17 protein-coding genes are annotated in these 16,174 nt (G+C 46.7%); 12 read left to right on the top strand and 5 right to left on the bottom strand.

Annotated features, from left to right (window positions below):
* Positions 1-50 precede the first annotated feature (50 nt).
* From AC3WT9_RS05345 to AC3WT9_RS05325, 5 genes are all read left to right on the top strand, one after another.
* Positions 51-938: a carbohydrate ABC transporter permease gene (locus AC3WT9_RS05345; protein WP_038592014.1), complete on the top strand. Its 888-nt coding sequence runs from the start codon at positions 51-53 to the stop codon at positions 936-938.
* A gap of 35 nt (positions 939-973) precedes the next feature.
* The gene (locus AC3WT9_RS05340) at positions 974-1,861 is read left to right on the top strand and encodes a carbohydrate ABC transporter permease (RefSeq protein ID WP_038592017.1); all 888 of its coding nucleotides are present in this window, start codon (positions 974-976) and stop codon (positions 1,859-1,861) included.
* A gap of 42 nt (positions 1,862-1,903) precedes the next feature.
* Positions 1,904-2,968, top strand: a complete 1,065-nt coding sequence (locus AC3WT9_RS05335) for a glycoside hydrolase family 76 protein (protein WP_341378646.1) — start codon at positions 1,904-1,906, stop codon at positions 2,966-2,968.
* Positions 2,969-2,992: 24 nt separating this feature from the next.
* On the top strand, positions 2,993-4,063 hold the full coding sequence (locus AC3WT9_RS05330) for a glycoside hydrolase family 76 protein (RefSeq protein ID WP_342479808.1): 1,071 nt from the start codon (positions 2,993-2,995) through the stop codon (positions 4,061-4,063).
* 357 nt (positions 4,064-4,420) lie between these two features.
* Positions 4,421-4,873 (top strand): MarR family winged helix-turn-helix transcriptional regulator, encoded by a 453-nt coding sequence (locus AC3WT9_RS05325; protein WP_341093229.1) that lies wholly within the window; start codon positions 4,421-4,423, stop codon positions 4,871-4,873.
* Positions 4,874-4,942: 69 nt separating this feature from the next.
* Here AC3WT9_RS05325 and AC3WT9_RS05320 read toward each other — a convergent pair whose 3' ends face one another.
* Together AC3WT9_RS05320 and AC3WT9_RS05315 are read right to left on the bottom strand one after the other, a co-directional pair.
* Positions 4,943-6,556, bottom strand: a complete 1,614-nt coding sequence (locus AC3WT9_RS05320) for a DUF4179 domain-containing protein (protein ID WP_341093232.1) — start codon at positions 6,554-6,556, stop codon at positions 4,943-4,945.
* On the bottom strand, positions 6,540-7,061 hold the full coding sequence (locus AC3WT9_RS05315; protein ID WP_341093234.1) for an RNA polymerase sigma factor: 522 nt from the start codon (positions 7,059-7,061) through the stop codon (positions 6,540-6,542). The genes AC3WT9_RS05320 and AC3WT9_RS05315 overlap by 17 nt, the downstream gene beginning before the upstream one ends.
* A gap of 157 nt (positions 7,062-7,218) precedes the next feature.
* On the opposite strand from AC3WT9_RS05315, the gene AC3WT9_RS05310 reads away from it, so the two are divergent.
* From AC3WT9_RS05310 to bshB2, 3 genes are read left to right on the top strand one after another with little or no spacing between them, the layout of a single operon-like run.
* The gene (locus AC3WT9_RS05310; RefSeq protein WP_341093236.1) at positions 7,219-7,527 is read left to right on the top strand and encodes a hypothetical protein; all 309 of its coding nucleotides are present in this window, start codon (positions 7,219-7,221) and stop codon (positions 7,525-7,527) included.
* Positions 7,528-7,549: 22 nt separating this feature from the next.
* Positions 7,550-7,894 carry a YojF family protein gene (locus AC3WT9_RS05305; protein ID WP_341093238.1) on the top strand — a complete coding sequence of 115 codons (345 nt, stop codon included), beginning with the start codon at positions 7,550-7,552 and terminating at the stop codon, positions 7,892-7,894.
* Positions 7,895-7,917: 23 nt separating this feature from the next.
* Positions 7,918-8,601: a bacillithiol biosynthesis deacetylase BshB2 gene (bshB2, locus tag AC3WT9_RS05300; protein ID WP_341378650.1), complete on the top strand. Its 684-nt coding sequence runs from the start codon at positions 7,918-7,920 to the stop codon at positions 8,599-8,601.
* A gap of 52 nt (positions 8,602-8,653) precedes the next feature.
* On the opposite strand, the gene AC3WT9_RS05295 is transcribed toward bshB2, so the two are convergent.
* Both AC3WT9_RS05295 and AC3WT9_RS05290 read right to left on the bottom strand, forming a co-directional pair.
* The gene (locus AC3WT9_RS05295; protein ID WP_341093240.1) at positions 8,654-9,292 is read right to left on the bottom strand and encodes a TetR/AcrR family transcriptional regulator; all 639 of its coding nucleotides are present in this window, start codon (positions 9,290-9,292) and stop codon (positions 8,654-8,656) included.
* Positions 9,285-10,487: an MFS transporter gene (locus AC3WT9_RS05290; RefSeq protein WP_341378652.1), complete on the bottom strand. Its 1,203-nt coding sequence runs from the start codon at positions 10,485-10,487 to the stop codon at positions 9,285-9,287. The genes AC3WT9_RS05295 and AC3WT9_RS05290 overlap by 8 nt, the downstream gene beginning before the upstream one ends.
* A gap of 201 nt (positions 10,488-10,688) precedes the next feature.
* Here AC3WT9_RS05290 and AC3WT9_RS05285 point away from each other — a divergent pair, with 201 nt between their 5' ends.
* Complete coding sequence (locus AC3WT9_RS05285) at positions 10,689-12,041, top strand: sodium-dependent transporter (RefSeq protein WP_341093243.1); 1,353 nt, start codon at positions 10,689-10,691, stop codon at positions 12,039-12,041.
* Between the two features lie 81 nt (positions 12,042-12,122).
* Here the strand turns inward: AC3WT9_RS05285 and AC3WT9_RS05280 are convergent, their stop codons facing one another.
* The gene (locus AC3WT9_RS05280; protein WP_341093244.1) at positions 12,123-13,508 is read right to left on the bottom strand and encodes an MFS transporter; all 1,386 of its coding nucleotides are present in this window, start codon (positions 13,506-13,508) and stop codon (positions 12,123-12,125) included.
* A gap of 110 nt (positions 13,509-13,618) precedes the next feature.
* On the opposite strand from AC3WT9_RS05280, the gene AC3WT9_RS05275 reads away from it, so the two are divergent.
* The 3 genes from AC3WT9_RS05275 (at position 13,619) to AC3WT9_RS05265 (ending at position 16,165) form a co-directional block, all read left to right on the top strand.
* Complete coding sequence (locus AC3WT9_RS05275; RefSeq protein WP_341093245.1) at positions 13,619-14,494, top strand: LysR family transcriptional regulator; 876 nt, start codon at positions 13,619-13,621, stop codon at positions 14,492-14,494.
* A gap of 211 nt (positions 14,495-14,705) precedes the next feature.
* Positions 14,706-15,476 (top strand): amino acid ABC transporter substrate-binding protein, encoded by a 771-nt coding sequence (locus tag AC3WT9_RS05270; protein WP_340898263.1) that lies wholly within the window; start codon positions 14,706-14,708, stop codon positions 15,474-15,476.
* Positions 15,477-15,505: 29 nt separating this feature from the next.
* The gene (locus tag AC3WT9_RS05265; RefSeq protein ID WP_341093247.1) at positions 15,506-16,165 is read left to right on the top strand and encodes an amino acid ABC transporter permease; all 660 of its coding nucleotides are present in this window, start codon (positions 15,506-15,508) and stop codon (positions 16,163-16,165) included.
* Positions 16,166-16,174 lie beyond the last annotated feature (9 nt).

The following is a 16,174-nucleotide window of genomic DNA, read 5'->3' as shown; positions in this document are numbered from 1 at the left end:
TGCCTCCCTGCTGTTATGGAACCTTGCCGCATAATGAAGGGGGGAGTTGTATGGCTTCCATGAGAAAAGTGGAAAGACATCAGGCGCGGACTGCTTATTTGTTCATCACGCCTACAGTGCTGCTGTTCGTGGTCTTTACAATTATTCCAGTAGTAATGGCCTTATATCTCAGCTTTACCAATTATGATGTGCTTAGCCGAAATGACTGGATCGGGCTTGATAATTACCGGCGGCTGGCTCATGATGATCTGCTGTGGAAAACCTTCCGCAATGTGTTTCTGTATTCGCTGATTTTTGTGCCGCTCAATATTCTAATTTCACTGCTACTGGGACTGCTGCTCAGCCGGGCGTGGCGCGGGGTGAAGCTGTTCCGCACCTTTTATTATTTGCCTACGCTGACTTCAGCTGTCGCGGCAGCAACGGTATGGATCTGGCTGCTGCACCCGGAATTTGGGCTGATTAACGGTTTGCTCTCCTATGTTGGGATTACAGGACCGGCCTGGTTGTCCGAGACAAGAACGGCCATGCTCTCAATAGTCCTGCTGACACTCTGGCAGTCCGTTGGCTCTAATATGATTATTTATCTGGCAGGTCTGCAAGGCGTTCCGGATTATCTGTATGAATCGGCCCGGCTGGATGGTGCCAACAAAATGGATTGCTTCCGGTATATCACTTGGCCGCAATTACGGCCGACAACTTTCCTGGTCAGTACCATGGCCATCATCGGTGCACTGCAGCTGTTTGACCAGGCTTTTGTTCTGACGCAGGGAGGGCCGGCCAATGTCACGAAGACACCGGTCTATCTGATCTACCAGCAAGGCTTCAACCAGCTGCAAATGGGCTATGCTTCTGCGCAGGCTTTTGTACTGGCGATGGCCATCCTGGTCTTTTCACTGATCAATATGCGGATATCCAAAGCGGAAGAGTCAGTCATTTAAACAGGGCTGCCCAGGAAAAAAGGAGGCTTACAGCTATGGGTGTTACCGGCGGCTCCGCCCTGAAGCGGGGCATTAACAAATCCATTTATTATATCGTATGTATCGTTATTGCTGTTGCCATGTTCCTGCCATTTTATTGGAGCGTACTAACGTCCCTGAAACCGGATGAGGAGATCTTTGCGATGCCGATCCAATGGTTTCCGAAGCATTTGACCTTTGATCATTACCGCAAAGCATTCTCGACCGTGCCATTTGCTTTATTTTTCTGGAATTCGCTTGTTCTTGCCGTATCCGGTGTACTGGCCAATTTATTCTTTGGCTCCCTCAGCGGCTATGCTTTTGCGAAACTGAAATTCAGGCTGAATAAGCCGGTATTCCGGGTCCTCCTGGCTGCGATGATGATCCCCGGCATTGTAACCATGATTCCGACCGTTTATGTGATGCGCCATATTCCATTCGCCGGAGGCAATGATCTTTTCGGCAGTGGCGGCAACGGACTGATGAACTCCTTCTGGGGCATTATTCTGCCGGGCGCATCCGGGACGTTCGCGGTGTTCTTCATGCGGCAATTTTTCCTCACCCTGCCCAGCGACATGCTGGAAATGGCCCGGATTGAGGGCTGCGGTGAATTTAAGATCTTTTGGCGCATTTATCTGCCGCTCACGAAACCTGCACTGGCTACCTTAAGCATCTTCACCTTTCAGGCAGGGTGGAACAGTTTCCTTTGGCCGATGATCGTCTTAAATGATCCGGATAAAGCGACCATTCAAATGGGGCTGCAGGCCTTTTCCTATAACTTTCAGACCGATTACGGGCCGATGATGGCCGGTGCGCTGGTCGCGATTCTGCCGATACTGGTGCTCTTTTTGGCCCTGCAACGTTATTTTGTACAGGGCATTGCGTTCAGCGGTATTAAAGGGTAAGCAGCTACTGAAACCAGATCAGATATGAGGAGAGAGAGCCTTATGAAGCAATTGAAAATTGAGCCACGACTGTGGGTGGAACGGGCGGACAAGGCGCAGGAAGCGCTGGATCATTATTTCTGGAACGAAGACATGGGCATGTACAACATTGAGACGCCTTGCCCGAATGGAGAATGCAACACTATATTTCACTATTGGTGGATGGCCCATGCCGTGGATACGTTGGTGGACGGTCTGCTGCGGACAAGAGACAGACGGTACGAAGAGCGTCTCGCCTCGCTGCATGAAGGTCTTCTCCGCCGCAATGGCGGGAGTTGGCCAAATGAGCTTTATGATGATATGGAATGGATGGCACTATCATGGCTACGTGCGTATCAGGCAACGGGGAAGGAGAACTACAAGCAGACTTCATTAATTCTGTGGCGGGACATCAAGTCGGGCTGGAACGATCATATGGGCGGCGGCATCGCCTGGCAGAAATCGCAGCTAGATTATAAAAACACCCCGGCCAACGCGCCTGCCGCCATCCTGGCTGCCCGGCTGTATCAGGCCTTCGGTGATCCGCAGGATCTAGAATGGGCAGAACGGATTCTAAGCTGGCAAAAGAAACATCTCGTCGACCCGGAGACCGGTTTTGTCTGGGATGGGCTGAACCGTGAGGGGGATGGCATAATTGATAAAGACTGGAAATACACCTACAATCAAGGAGTGTATATAGGCGCCGCAATTGAACTGTACCGGATTACGGATCAAGCCGGCTACCTTGAAGATGCCCGGCAGACCTTCACGGCAGCCGTTGAAGAGCTAACCGGTCCGCAGCTCAGGGTGTTGCCGGATGAGGGCGGCGGAGATGGCGGTCTGTTCAAGGGCATACTGGTCCGCTATACCGCCGAACTTGTAAAGTCCGATCCTGAGGCCAGAGAAGCTGCATCCTTTCTTCACAGAAATGCGGAACTTCTCTGGGAGAGAGGGAAGGCGGCGGAAAGTGCGTTGTTTGGAACGGACTGGTGCCACCCGCCCGGCGGCATTGTACAGCTAAGCTCTCAGCTCAGCGGCATAAAGCTGCTGGAGCGGATGGCTGAGCTTGGCACTATTATCGGTGAATAATTAACGCCAGATGGGGATGATTCTATGGACATTTTTGCTGAAGCTTCAGCACAGGCGGACTGGAAGGCACGTGCGGACTGGCTCCAGCGTTGCCTCCAGCAGCATTATTACAATGAAGAGACCGGTATTATGAATCAGTGGTTTCCCAAAGAGCATATCCGTCTGGACGACAACTTCTATTATTGGTGGCAGGCCCATGTGATGGATGTGCTTGTCGATGCTTATGAACGAACGGGAGATCCCGCAGCTCCCCTGCGTATCCGCGAATTCAGCCGCTGTCTGCGTGCTTATAATGGCGGTACCTTCTCCCATAATTATTATGATGATATGGAGTGGACGGCTCTTGCGCTGCTGCGGGCGTACCAGGCTACCGGGGAAGAAGAATACAAGAATGCTGTGCTGGAGCTGTGGTCTGATATTCAAACCGCGTGGAACAGCCATTTCGGGGGAGGAATGGCCTGGAAGAAGGATCAGCTGGATTATAAGAACACCCCGGCTAATGCGCCCGCCGCCATTCTGGCTGCCCGTTTGTACGGATTGTTCCGGGATCCGGAGGATCTGGAATGGGCGGTCCGCATTTACGAATGGAACAAAGCCCATCTGGTGGATCCCGGCTCCGGCTTTGTATGGGACGGAATCAACAGGCTGGGAGACGGCCAGATTGATTATGACTGGGAATTCACTTACTGCCAGGGAGTGTTTCTTGGAGCGGCGCTGGAACTGTACCGTGTTAAAGGAGAGCAGCAATATGCAGACGATGCTCTGTGGACAGCCGACACAAGCATACGCCGATTATGCCACCCAGTTACACTCATGCTGCCTGATGAAGGCATTGATGACACCGGATTGTTCAAAGGAATTCTGATCCGCTACTGGGTTCAGCTGGAGAAGCAGTTTCCTGGAACACTGCCTATCCGTAAAGTTATTCTGGCGAATGCCCATGCTATATGGACGAAAGGACTGGACCACGAGCTGGGACTCTGCGGCCCTTCTTGGGAGCATAAGCCTATACTGCCGGTTCAGCTCAGCGTGCAGCTGAGTGGATTGATGCTGCTTGAAGGTGCAGCCGCTTTGGAAAATCAGCAGAACGAGTGAGCAGGGGATTTCAGCTTATCTAGGATACATTTCTAATCTAACCATACTGAGAATCGCAAACAGCACGTTTCCATTCCTTCTGGGAGACGTGCTGTTTAATTTGCAGGCTTCTATTCTTTCGTCATAAAAACACTATGGGGGTCTTCAATATAATCTGTAAACGGACTATAGTATTCAGCTCTTGTACTCAGTTAGCAGAGTTGGCTAATGTACGGTTTAGCAATCGGTCCAAGGCGTTCGGTTCCTTTGAGATTCATTCTTGTCCGATCCATTCTGTATTTATTTTTTATATGAAGAACGTCATAATGAATTAACGACAATTATAAGTACAACAATAGTGGACGGCAGGTGATTTGAATGAAGGAGATCCTTCGTGAAGTTGGAATGATTGCAAGGGCATTAGATTCTATAAGTAATATAGAGTTCAAGGAATTAGATCTTACGAAAGGGCAGTATTTATATCTGGTTCGAATATATGAGAATCCGGGAATTATTCAAGAAAAGCTGTCGGAAATGATAAAGGTGGACCGAACAACAGCAGCACGTGCGATTCAAAAGCTTGAAATCCAAGGCTTTATTGAAAAGAAAGACGATGAAACGAACAGGAAAATCAAAAGGCTATTTACAACTGAAAAAGGTAAGCAAGCGTACTCTTTTCTGAAGAGAGAAGGGGATCATACCGATTTGGTTGCGTTAGCAGGATTTTCTGAAAAAGAACAAGAAACATTGTTTCGTCTTCTACTAAGAGTCAGAAAAAATGTTGAGGTCGAGTGGGAATTCGTAAAGAAGGGGAATAAAAGGGAGTACTGATATCAGAAGCGGCAGTCTAGGATTTTATTTTCCAATCCAAGACTGCCGCTGGTTTATTATTAAATTCAGTTAGAGTTTAACTTCTTCATTCCGGCTTGGATCGCTGTATTTATAAATACCAGGGTTCAGTTCAATCTTTTCATCAAAGGGAATACCTTTGTAGCTATCGATATTAACCCCTGTAGATACCATACCCTTAGGTGTAATTTCAGGTACTATTTCTTTGCCGTTAATCCGTAGCGTAGTTTGGTTAACACCCTTGAAGCCAGGGGATTCGGAATGGGACTCGACCATCAAATTATCGCCCTCTGTATAATACGTGAATTGAATTTCAAAGCCATCCACATTAAGTTTGGCGGACTGCTTTTCTTTCTTAGGTTTATTTAGCGTGATCCAATTCTTAGAGGTATCCCGTTTCTGAATGACAGCATCTTTCAAATTAAGTTTTATTGGAACGTCCGACCAGTTCTTATACCACTCCGAAGTTTCAAATTGAAATAAATGCTGATAGCTTCCGGGATGATCCCCTTTTAAAACCCGATCCCCGGCGATTGTTTTATCCCCTATAACCAGCTGAGCAGTTTTGTAGTGGACAATTCCTTTTTTGAGCGATTCTTCTTCATTGATTAGGATCTGGATATCTAAAGGGGTGATCACCAGCTGATCGAAGGTTATGCCTGTCTTTGCCTGGACTTCAGGACTGGTAGACAATTTCTTAGTGTACATAGCTTCACTTGCCTTTTTTCCATCTGCTTTAAAATCAAACTTCCAACTGCCTGAAATCCGTTTTGCTTCTTCAATGTAACTGAAATGAAGACTGGCGTCCTTCCAATCGGATTCAGTCATATCGAATACTTGTTCAATAAACAAATCCGAACCTTCGTTAGGCATGATGGTGGGAACTGCTTCTTTCACTTGACCACCAGCATGAACTACCAGATGCGGGTTGCCACGTCCCAAGTCAGACGGTGATGCAGCGACCCTATAGCGGATAATGGTTTGATTTGAAGCTTGTCTAACGGATTCAATATGGAGGGTTGGATACTGTGTAGATCCGGTAACAATCGTATCTCCAGCTTGATGATTAGATTTTAAGGGAATATCCCTATTACGGAGAAAAATAAGATTTTCCGCTTCAAATTTGTAGTCTTTTTTATCATCCTTTAAGGTATCAGGGGTTTCGTATACACCAAGGAGTTTCTTGCTTTCCGGGTCGTATTCTAAATTGCCGTATACTTTTGCCTCGCTACCGGATTCACTTGTCATGGTATTTTTCTCTGTAGCAATTCCAATATATTGGCTTAGGTCGGTTTTAGTATCCAGAGATATGAGCATTCTCATTTTTTCTCCATCCGTCACCACACCGTTCAAGTTCATTGTAACTCCAGAACTGGAAGCTTGGAGATCATACTGCTGGCCAATACCGTTTTTTAATGCATTGGTCACACTACGGCCGCCAATTTTATCCCAATTGACCGTCACACTAGCGTATACAGGAATGGCGACAAGCAAGATACATGAGAAAACGATACTGATGGGAACAACCTTCGCACGATGTCTAGGAATATTCTGCGAAGGCTGCAGATTTATTTGGCGTTGATAGGCTTCTTTTTCTATGGCTGTCCACATTAAATCATAATCCGGCAGGGGAATGTTCTTATCCTTTTCAATATACTGATTCATTACTGCTCATCTCCTTTAGTTGAGTTCCAGCCATTTTGCCCTTTAACAGCTTAAGCCCTTTATTTAGTCTGGATTTTGCAGTTCCTTCGGGTATGTCCATCACTTTAGAGATCTCGGGTACAGTCAATTCGTTAATAAAACGAAGGACTACTACCATTCTGATTTTGTCGGGAAGCTTACTATATAAGCCTTGAATTTCTTTTTTAGTTTCCCGGTGATTTAAATGCTCTTCGACAGGGTTGGAATCCTGAGACCTGGATAGTAAATAATTACGTAATTCTTTCATCACTCCTGTTTTACGCCTTCTAATCAGGCTGTTGCACTCATTCGAAGCAATTCGCAAAATCCACGATTTCAGGTTTCTTACCTTTGATCTATCTGCCAAAATCACTTTGACAAATACCTCTTGGCTAATATCCTCAGCATCAGCTTGATTTTTCATCAAATAGTAGCAAAAATAATAAACATCTTCTTTATAGAGCTCGAAAATTTCCCGGTCAGTCATTCTGCTGCACCCCCTTTTTTGTTGTTCTCATCAATAAGACAGATAGAGGCTAGCAATCGTTCATTTTATGTACACTATAGTTTTGACAGTAGACTCCGAGAATGAGAGAATATTGTTTTGTAGAGGATACAGATTTCACAAATTTGGAGGCATATCAATGAATCAGCGTTTTCGTATTACACGATCAATGCAGGAAAACAATGCGGAGCCATCCATCTCTTTGGATGAATGCAAAGATTACTTTGCAGCAAAGCCCGACTTTGCATACTCACAGGTTTTTACCGTAAAAGGCCCGGAAAGCAACATGTCCATTGATGGAGACTTTTGGATGTGGAAGCAGGGGGATGTGGAAATTCCTTTCCGGCTTTACATGGGTGATTTGTATGTAGCTATTTCCAACGAAGCTGTAGTTCCCAAAATGATTGAAATTGCAACGGAACTGCAAGCTGATATAGTTGAAGGGTAAAACACCAATCAAGGAGGCCATTATGCTGCCGATACATCCTCAAGACATCCAAACTGTGATCGACCGCCTCACCGGTCAGGAACTTTACCTGCACCTTGAACTCACCACAGGCGCCTACGCCAGTCATTTGGACAGCAGCCGGCCAACGGCTTCGGCGTTCATCACCAACGCGGCCGTCTCATATACGCACGGCTCCATCTCCGGCACAGGTCCTTACCGGGTCGGATTAAAGACAGCAAACGGCTGGATTTATGCAGAGGGCCTTACGCATGTTGATGAGAATGAGCATGAACGCCTAATCATGGCTGGGCACGACAGTCAAGGAAAGCTAATTGTGTCATTGCAATTAAGCCGGGACAAGTTCTAATGAAAGCGGAGGATCAAGCAGCCATGAATACTAAACAAGCCAAACATGAGCGCATCTTAGTGGTATTTCCCCATCCCGATGACGAAGCATTTGTTGCAGCAGGGACATTGGCTATGTACATAGAAGGCGGCGCTCAAGTCACCTATGCTTGTCTGACACTAGGGGAGATGGGCCGCAATATGGGCATCCCGCCGTTCGCGAGCCGTGTCAGCTTGCCAGCAATCCGCAAGGAGGAACTGACAGCGTCTTGCCATGCGATTGGCATTCAAGACTTAAGGATGCTCGGCTTCCATGATAAAATGATTGAGTTCGAAGACCAGCAGCTGCTGGACTCCCGCATCCTGTCACTGCTCCAGGAATTGACCCCGTCACTGGTCATCACCTTCTATCCAGGGTACAGTGTGCATCCCGATCATGATGCCACCGGGGCAGCCGTCATCCGAACCATCAGCCGGCTCCCCGCGGCAGAAAGGCCGCTTGTGCACTGCAGCGCCTTCGCCAGCAATCACGAGACGGTTATCGGGAAAGCAGATGTGACCGTAGATGTAACATCATTCCTTGTTAATAAAATGGCCTCGATTACAGCGCACCGTTCGCAATTCCAAGCGGCGGAACTCGTTGGCAACCGGGAGCTGAGTGATGAAGAAATCCGCAGCAGGTTCGGCACAGAACAGTTCTGGACCTACCGGTTCGATTCATCTATATGAATAGAAACAGATTTATGGACAAATCCCCCTGCCCAAAAGGCAGGGGGATTTGTTATTTTCCACTTAAATGCTGAACCAACATTCCAACAAACCGCTTAGCCATTTGTTTATCCTGAAGTTCGCCGTTCCAATCGCCCTTGGGAATCAAGCTCATTTTCTGAAGTAAACCCATCATAGACATGAAGATAAAATGAGCGGTCTTCAAGGGCTCAGTATCTGACTTTAACGATCCATCTTTAAAACCAATGTCCAGAGCATCCATTAGGAAATGACGTTCTTTTTCCCGGTTAACAAAATTATTGTACTGCACTTTGAGTTCATCGCTTGAGTCATAGGCTTCATAATGCAGATCGAAGAGAAGAATAAACTTGATGTACTCTGGATGTTGCGAAGCATAATCAATCCAAGCCTCCAGCATCGAAGCAAGCATCTGCTTACCATTCATTTCGGCTGAAGCTGCTCTTCCAACAAATTGGGTCATACTCTGGAGGATTTCCATCTGGACCTCAAAGATCAGTTCGTCTATGGATTGAAAATGCTTATAGTATGTAACCCGGCTTACTCCGGCCACGCGGCATACATCTTTAATATTAACTTTGAGAAAGCTTTGCTTCATAAAAAGTTCCTTAGCCGCAGCAATTAGTTCTTCCCTGTTTTTGTTTCTCAAATTCTGATGCCAGTTCTCAGTCATAGGCAGCAATCCGTTCTTTATCATTTTTTGGCTTTCGCAAGGTCAAGAAAAGCGCAGATGTAAGGATAAGTGCACCAAAAATATAGGGTATATTCATGTGTTTGTCAAACAACTGTCCTGCTAAAATCGGCCCAAGTATATTTCCTATGCTGGTATACGTTGTATTTAATCCGGCAGCATATCCTTGCCGGTCACCAGCTGAGTTGGCAATCAGCGTACTTACCGTTGGTCTTAAGAATGCATTAAAGGCAAAAAACAGGGCAGATACTACGATCAGATAACCTAAATTAAACTTGATGATCATCAAGAGCAAACTTATTGCCGTGATCACCAAAGATAGACGTATAAGTTTCATTTCGCCTAGCCGCTTAATAAGATAATCAAGCAGCCAGATCTGCACAATGATGCCTATAACTGCACCTACCGTAATGATAATTGAGATTTTAGTGGCATCAAAACCGTACTTTTGTTCCACAAATAAGGCATACACCGTTTCATAATTCATCAAACCAAATGTCATGATCAGAATGAGCAGGAGATAGCGGAAATACGAAGTCCGAAAAGAATTTAAGATCAGGTTGCGAAGGGGCTCCCGATGTACCCGTGTACTAACGGATTTCCGTCTTTCCCTGGGAAGTGTCTCTGGCATAAATATACTAAGTAGCGTAGCTGCAAGTCCAAGCCCACCCGCAAAAAAATAGGGGACACGTATGCCAAACTCAGCGATAATCCCCCCTAACCCTGGACCAAGTACCATACCCAAATTCATGGAAGCCCCCAATAATCCCATTCCTTTAGCGCGGGTTTCCTGAGTGGTAATATCAGCGACATAGGCCATATTGGAAGGAACCATTAATCCAATACCTATTCCCCCGATAAATCGGGCAATATACAGAAGCGGTAATGTCGCAGATACAGCAAACATCAGATCAGAAATGACCGTTAAAAACAGACCGGATATGATCATTGATTTTCGGCCCCACCGATCCGAAAGCTGCCCGCCTATAGGTGAAAAAATAAACTGTGCGGCTCCAAAAGCAGCAATAAGATACCCGGCTGCAGCCCCTGAGGCATTAAATTGTTTCAAGTATTCAGGAAGAATGGGGATGACCATACCTTGTCCCAATAAAGCGATAAACAGATTCAGCATTAGAATGAAAAGTGGAAATCTGGCAGACTTAGGTAAGCTGCTCATATCAAAGCCCTCCTGTGAATGGTTTATACCAAGTAATTAATAACACAATGTAAACCATTCTAATTGAAACAGAACCCATTGTAAATGATAAATACAACTCTTTTAACGGATGAATATTTGAGAAATTAGAAATTACCATATGACTCCGATGGCTACTTAAGCTATAATGAGTTCTAAAAAAAGAAAATGGGGCGTTATGAAATGAATCAGTATAAAGGTGAAAAAAGCCTGCTCTCAGAGAAAAAGGAACGTTTCTCCTCCAGCGGCTTTATTTTCGCGGCCATCGGCAGCTCGGTGGGTCTGGGGAATATGTGGAAATTTCCTTATATTACAGGAGAAAATGGCGGAGCGGCTTTCTTCCTGCTCTTCATCGTCTGTCTGGTGCTAATCGGCTTACCTGTTCTGTTGGCCGAACTCGCCATCGGACGCAGCGGACGCGGAAGCGCGGCGACGTCGTTCATCCGTGCCGGAGGCGGAAAAGGGTGGAAGGCAGCTGGAATACTGCAAGTGATTGCACCTTTTCTAATCCTCTCCTTTTATATTATTGTTGCAGGTTGGACGCTGCACTATGCAATGATTGCCTTCAATGGACAACTGTTCAGCACGACTGATTATGCAGGTGAATTTGGCTCATTTATCTCAGGGTACTCGCCGATTGTCTGGCAGGGTGTAGCCATCCTGATTTCTGCGGGAGTTGTTATCCTTGGAGTATCGGGCGGGATTGAGAAGTTCAATAAAGTATTGATTCCCGGCCTGGTTGTTCTCCTTATTGTATTGATGATTCGTGCGCTGACCTTACCGGGTGCAGATAAAGGGGTTTCCTTCTTCCTCAAACCGGACTTCTCGGTACTGACAGCAGAATCCGCGCTAGTCGCTTTGGGACATGCCTTCTTCTCGTTGTCACTCGGCATGGGGATTCTTTTGACCTACGGTTCTTATGTAGATAAAAATCAGTCGCTGGGCACCGCTACACTTGCGATAGGAGCCGGAGATTTGATCTATGCGTTTATCGCCGGATTGATTATTTTCCCGACTACGTTCTCGTTTGGTATTGCTCCTGACCAAGGGCCTTCGCTGATTTTCATCGCTCTGCCGGCGGCTTTCTCGGCTATGCCTTTCGGTTCGTTCTTCGGTGGTCTGTTCTTCATCCTGCTGGCGATTGCCGCCTTGACCTCAGCTGTATCGCTGCTTGAAGTGCCTGTATCCTTCGCGATGGAGCGCTGGAACTGGAGCCGTCAACGTTCGGTTTGGGTATTGTCTCTGGTCTGTTTTCTGCTCGGTATTCCTTCAGCTATGTCGCTGGGAATGTTCCCTGAACTTACGTTTGGCGGTAAAGCCCTGTTCGACTGGATGGATTTCATCACCTCCAACATTATGCTGCCGCTTGGCGGTCTGCTGATCACCATTTTTGCCGGTTATTTCTGGAAGGGGGCAGCAGAAGCGGCAGGACTACAGGCGCGCTGGTTCCGCATCTGGTTATTCATGCTCCGGTATATTGCACCGATTCTGGTATTCCTGGTGTTGCTGCATACCTCGGGAATCCTTAAATTCTAATTCAACAACCATTCATTGCAGAATGAACAAAAGAACTCTTCAACCCATGTGGTTGTAGAGTTTCTTTGTTTAGAGCATCACCTAAGACTCTTCCAGTTGTCGCGAGTTCCTGTGCCGCCAACTCATACATACCAAAGACAATGCAATGACCGATAGGATCACACCAAGCAGTCGAAATCCCCCAGCGCTGAACTTACCTCCCATTATGATGCCCAGCAATAAGGAAGAGAGAATGGTTCCCAGATATCTTGATGTCATAAAAACGCCGGATGCTACACCGATCATTTCTTTTGGCGAACTTTTGAACAGAGCCACTTGCATACCGACATTGTTTAACCCGTTCCCAACACCGAATGCAGCCAACGACACACATACACTGATAACCGGTGAAGTGGGGTTCATGGTCACCATCCATACCGAACCTAGTGTCATTAGTATTCCGGATGTCAGCAATGCGGGCCCTGGTCCTGACTTATCAATCCATCGTCCGGCTAGTGGAGAAACAATAAGCGAGCACAAGCCTAAGCTTAACATCAGAATCCCTGTATGGGATTCGTTGACATGACGTACCATTTGCAAGTAGGACGGAAGCCCGAAAAAGAGTGAGTAATAAAGTACGTTAACAAGCATGAATTCGATATTAACCCAAGTCATCTCAGGATATTTGGCGAATGTGCGCAAAGGAATAAAGGGTGATGCCGCTTTTAACTCATGGCGTACGAAAGCCACCAGTGCAAAAAGGCCAATCAGTCCGATAATGACAGGACCCAACGAGACATGGCCAGAAGATTTTGCTGACAGTAATCCCACCAGCAAGGCGACCAGACCTACGATAAAGAGCAGAATCCCTGTCGCGTCAATCAAATCACACCATTTACGGAACGACATCTGGGATGAAACGGATGTTGGCGGTTCGTCCTTAGGAATCATCCTCCAAGCTAACACAAAGCTCGTAACCACGAACGGAATATTAACGAGAAAAATCGCAGACCAATCCCACCATTGAATCAAAACTCCACCGATAAAGGGACCGATAGCTGCCGCACCGGATAGGAAAATGGACATCACGGACAGCGCAGTCGCCTGTTTCTCCGTAATATGAATTCGCACAATGGCCATTCCAACTGCAACCATCATGCTTGTTCCGATGGATTGCACAATGCGGAACACAATGAGCCACCCAAAGGTGGGGGATAGCGGAGCTAATAATGATGCAACGAAGGCTACAACAAGACCGGTTAGAAAGATCTTTCTACGCCCGAATAGATCACTGGCCTTCCCCATGACAGGTTGAGCGATAGCACTCGCAATATAGAATGAGAAAATGATCCAGGATACCTCTGTAAAATCAAGCTGATACACCTTTTGCAGCCTTGCTATAGCCACGGAAATCATCGAAGAATTTAATGGGTTCAAAAGGATCCCCAGACCCACGGAGATCATCAGCCACCTGCTGCGAGCATTCATTTTTGGTCCTCCCCAAGTGTATTGATATCATCGTACTTGAGATCGTTTATTTATTCCAACGCCTTTTATGTTATGATTTCATAGACTAGAAGGAATGAGAGGGGTATGAAATGGAACTTCTTCAACTGCAGTATTTTCTCGTAGTAGCCCGGCTGGAGCATGTGACCGAAGCAGCACGGACCCTGCACGTTACCCAATCCTCATTAAGCAAAACGATTCAACGTCTGGAAGAAGATCTGGGAGTCCCGTTATTCGACCGGATAGGAAGGAAGCTACGCTTGAATGAGTTCGGAAACCAATTCCTCCGCAGGGCAGAAAGGGCTTTGTTTGAACTGGAACAGGGAAAGCAGGAGCTGCATGATCTTTCCTCCCCGGAACAAGGCACTCTTGAACTTGCGGTGACTGCCGCGAGCACATTGCCAAATATCCTTCGGGAGTTTCGAAAAAAGCGGCCAAATGTCCAATTTCATGTACAAATGCTGACCACGCATGAAATGGTTAAGCTTCTTCACAGCGGAGAAGTCGATTTCTGCTTGTCCTCACCTGCCATAGAGGAGGAGGAGATTGAATGCCAAATAGTCTTCATTGACCCCATTCTTGTAGCGGTTCCCAAAGGGCATCGGCTGGCAGACCGAAGCAGCATTTCCTTGACAGAACTGAGAGATGAAGAGTTTGTCGGTGTAAAGAGAGGTTATGGTACCCGCGATTTAGTGGACAATGTATGCAAATCTGTTGGCTTTGAACCTAGATATGTGTATGAGGGGGATGAACCAGCAAGGCTAAGTGCCCTTGTGGAGGCAGAAATCGGCATCGCTTTTATACCAAGCACGGCAAGGAATTCTAGGGAACAGATTCACTATCTCCAAGTGAAAAATCATGACTTGGCGCGTGAGATCGCATTATTATGGCACAAAAGCCGTTACATTTCACCGGCTGCTCTGGAATTCCGTGAGGTCGTTGTAAACTATTTTAAGCCATTCACCTGAAAATACAGGCGATGGTATTTTTGTAAAATGTATTTCTCGCTGAAACGGCTACCGTCCTTAGATGACGGTAGCCGTTTCACTTGTTTGACACAGAAGTGTTTCTCTTCTCTATCGACGCCGCTCAGATGATATGTTATCATGATAAACTGATAACGTGTTAATGAGCTAAAGCGAAGCATACAGTGTGTCATTTACTAGGGGGATTAGAGAGATGAAGAGAAAAGGATTATTAATTTTATTCGTAGCTATGGCAATTGCAGTGATCGCAGGCTGCTCCGGTTCAAAAGGTGATGACGGCAAACTGGTGATCGGTATAGATGATAAGTTTGCTCCGATGGGCTTCAGAGATGACAACAATGAAATTGTCGGTTTTGATATTGACTATGCAAAAGCAGCAGCCGAGAAAATGGGCAAAGAGATCACCTTCCAGCCAATTGACTGGTCGGCCAAGGAATCGGAGCTGAACAGCGGACGCATTGATATGATATGGAACGGGTACACCATAACAGACGAGCGCAAAGAGAAGGTATTGTTTACCAAGCCTTATCTGGAGAACAGCCAGGTTGTAGTCGTGCTGGCGGATTCAGCGCTGTCGAAGCTGAATGATCTGGCTGGAAAAGAAGTCGGACTGCAGAGTCTTTCGTCGGCTGCCGATGCCCTGAATGCCAGTCCAATCAAAGCAGAGATTGACAAGGTATCCGAATTCCCGGACAATGTGCTTGCCCTGACGGACCTGAAGTCGAAACGCCTGGATGGAGTGGTTATCGACGAAGTGGTGGCTAGATATTATATGTCTAAGGAGACCGGTACTTACAAGCTTCTGGATGAATCACTGGCTCCTGAGCAATACGGCATCGGGATTAAGAAAGGCAATGAAGCACTGCTTACTGAGCTGCAAAAGGCTCTGGATGAACTAAGCAGTGATGGAACGGCTGCTGAAATTTCAACGAAATGGTTTGGCGAAAACAAAGTACTGAACTAGATTGTTTCCTTTAGGAGTCGGTTGAAGATATGAATATAGATTACATTATTAAAATTGCCGGGCCGATGCTTGAAGGTGCACGGACGACTGCCTTACTGTTTCTGATTGTCATCGTGCTGTCCATTCCGCTAGGGATGCTGGTCACACTGATGGCCAAGAGCTCAATCAAACCGCTAGCCTGGCTTGCGCACACTTATATTTACGTCATGCGCGGAACTCCGCTACTGCTGCAGCTGCTATTCTTCTGCTTCGGCTTGCCGCAGATTCCGGTCATTGGGGAATATCTGGTCATGGACCGCTTCGTTGCGGCCAGTCTTGGCTTCATCCTTAATTATGGTGCTTATTTTGCCGAGATCTTCCGTGGCGGGATGCTCTCGATTGATAAAGGACAACATGAGGCGGCCAAGGTTCTCGGGCTCGGCAAATGGCAGACCCTTCGCAAGGTAATTCTTGCCCAGATGTTCCGGGTTGCATTGCCTGCGGTAGCTAATGAGTCCATTACTCTGGTCAAGGACACTGCGTTGCTCTATGCCGTAGCTGTACCGGAGCTGCTGAATTACGCGAAGACGGCGGTGAACCGCGATTTTACGGTGACCCCATTTGTAGTTGCTGGCGTTATTTATTTGCTGATGACATTAATACTAACGCTGTTCTTCAAGGCACTGGAGAAACGTTTCAAATTTGAGTAGAAGGGCTGT

The sequence above is a fragment of the Paenibacillus sp. EB106-06-01-XG199 genome (genome assembly GCF_058791575.1).
Note: the sequence above shows the minus strand (reverse complement) of the source record. Positions and strands in the feature narration are given on the sequence as shown.

Excerpts from the sequence above, each read along its gene's own strand:
- AC3WT9_RS05305 (WP_341093238.1), top strand. The coding sequence starts at position 7,550 with ATGCTGCCGATACATCCTCAAGACATCCAAACTGTGATCGACCGCCTC.
- AC3WT9_RS05335 (WP_341378646.1), top strand. The coding sequence starts at position 1,904 with ATGAAGCAATTGAAAATTGAGCCACGACTGTGGGTGGAACGGGCGGAC.
- AC3WT9_RS05325 (WP_341093229.1), top strand. The coding sequence starts at position 4,421 with ATGAAGGAGATCCTTCGTGAAGTTGGAATGATTGCAAGGGCATTAGAT.
- AC3WT9_RS05330 (WP_342479808.1), top strand. The coding sequence starts at position 2,993 with ATGGACATTTTTGCTGAAGCTTCAGCACAGGCGGACTGGAAGGCACGT.
- AC3WT9_RS05275 (WP_341093245.1), top strand. The coding sequence starts at position 13,619 with ATGGAACTTCTTCAACTGCAGTATTTTCTCGTAGTAGCCCGGCTGGAG.
- AC3WT9_RS05280 (WP_341093244.1), bottom strand. The coding sequence starts at position 13,508 with ATGAATGCTCGCAGCAGGTGGCTGATGATCTCCGTGGGTCTGGGGATC.
- AC3WT9_RS05310 (WP_341093236.1), top strand. The coding sequence starts at position 7,219 with ATGAATCAGCGTTTTCGTATTACACGATCAATGCAGGAAAACAATGCG.
- AC3WT9_RS05340 (WP_038592017.1), top strand. The coding sequence starts at position 974 with ATGGGTGTTACCGGCGGCTCCGCCCTGAAGCGGGGCATTAACAAATCC.
- AC3WT9_RS05295 (WP_341093240.1), bottom strand. The coding sequence starts at position 9,292 with ATGACTGAGAACTGGCATCAGAATTTGAGAAACAAAAACAGGGAAGAA.
- AC3WT9_RS05285 (WP_341093243.1), top strand. The coding sequence starts at position 10,689 with ATGAATCAGTATAAAGGTGAAAAAAGCCTGCTCTCAGAGAAAAAGGAA.
- AC3WT9_RS05345 (WP_038592014.1), top strand. The coding sequence starts at position 51 with ATGGCTTCCATGAGAAAAGTGGAAAGACATCAGGCGCGGACTGCTTAT.
- bshB2 (WP_341378650.1), top strand. The coding sequence starts at position 7,918 with ATGAATACTAAACAAGCCAAACATGAGCGCATCTTAGTGGTATTTCCC.
- AC3WT9_RS05315 (WP_341093234.1), bottom strand. The coding sequence starts at position 7,061 with ATGACTGACCGGGAAATTTTCGAGCTCTATAAAGAAGATGTTTATTAT.
- AC3WT9_RS05270 (WP_340898263.1), top strand. The coding sequence starts at position 14,706 with ATGAAGAGAAAAGGATTATTAATTTTATTCGTAGCTATGGCAATTGCA.
- AC3WT9_RS05265 (WP_341093247.1), top strand. The coding sequence starts at position 15,506 with ATGAATATAGATTACATTATTAAAATTGCCGGGCCGATGCTTGAAGGT.
- AC3WT9_RS05320 (WP_341093232.1), bottom strand. The coding sequence starts at position 6,556 with ATGAATCAGTATATTGAAAAGGATAAGAACATTCCCCTGCCGGATTAT.
- AC3WT9_RS05290 (WP_341378652.1), bottom strand. The coding sequence starts at position 10,487 with ATGAGCAGCTTACCTAAGTCTGCCAGATTTCCACTTTTCATTCTAATG.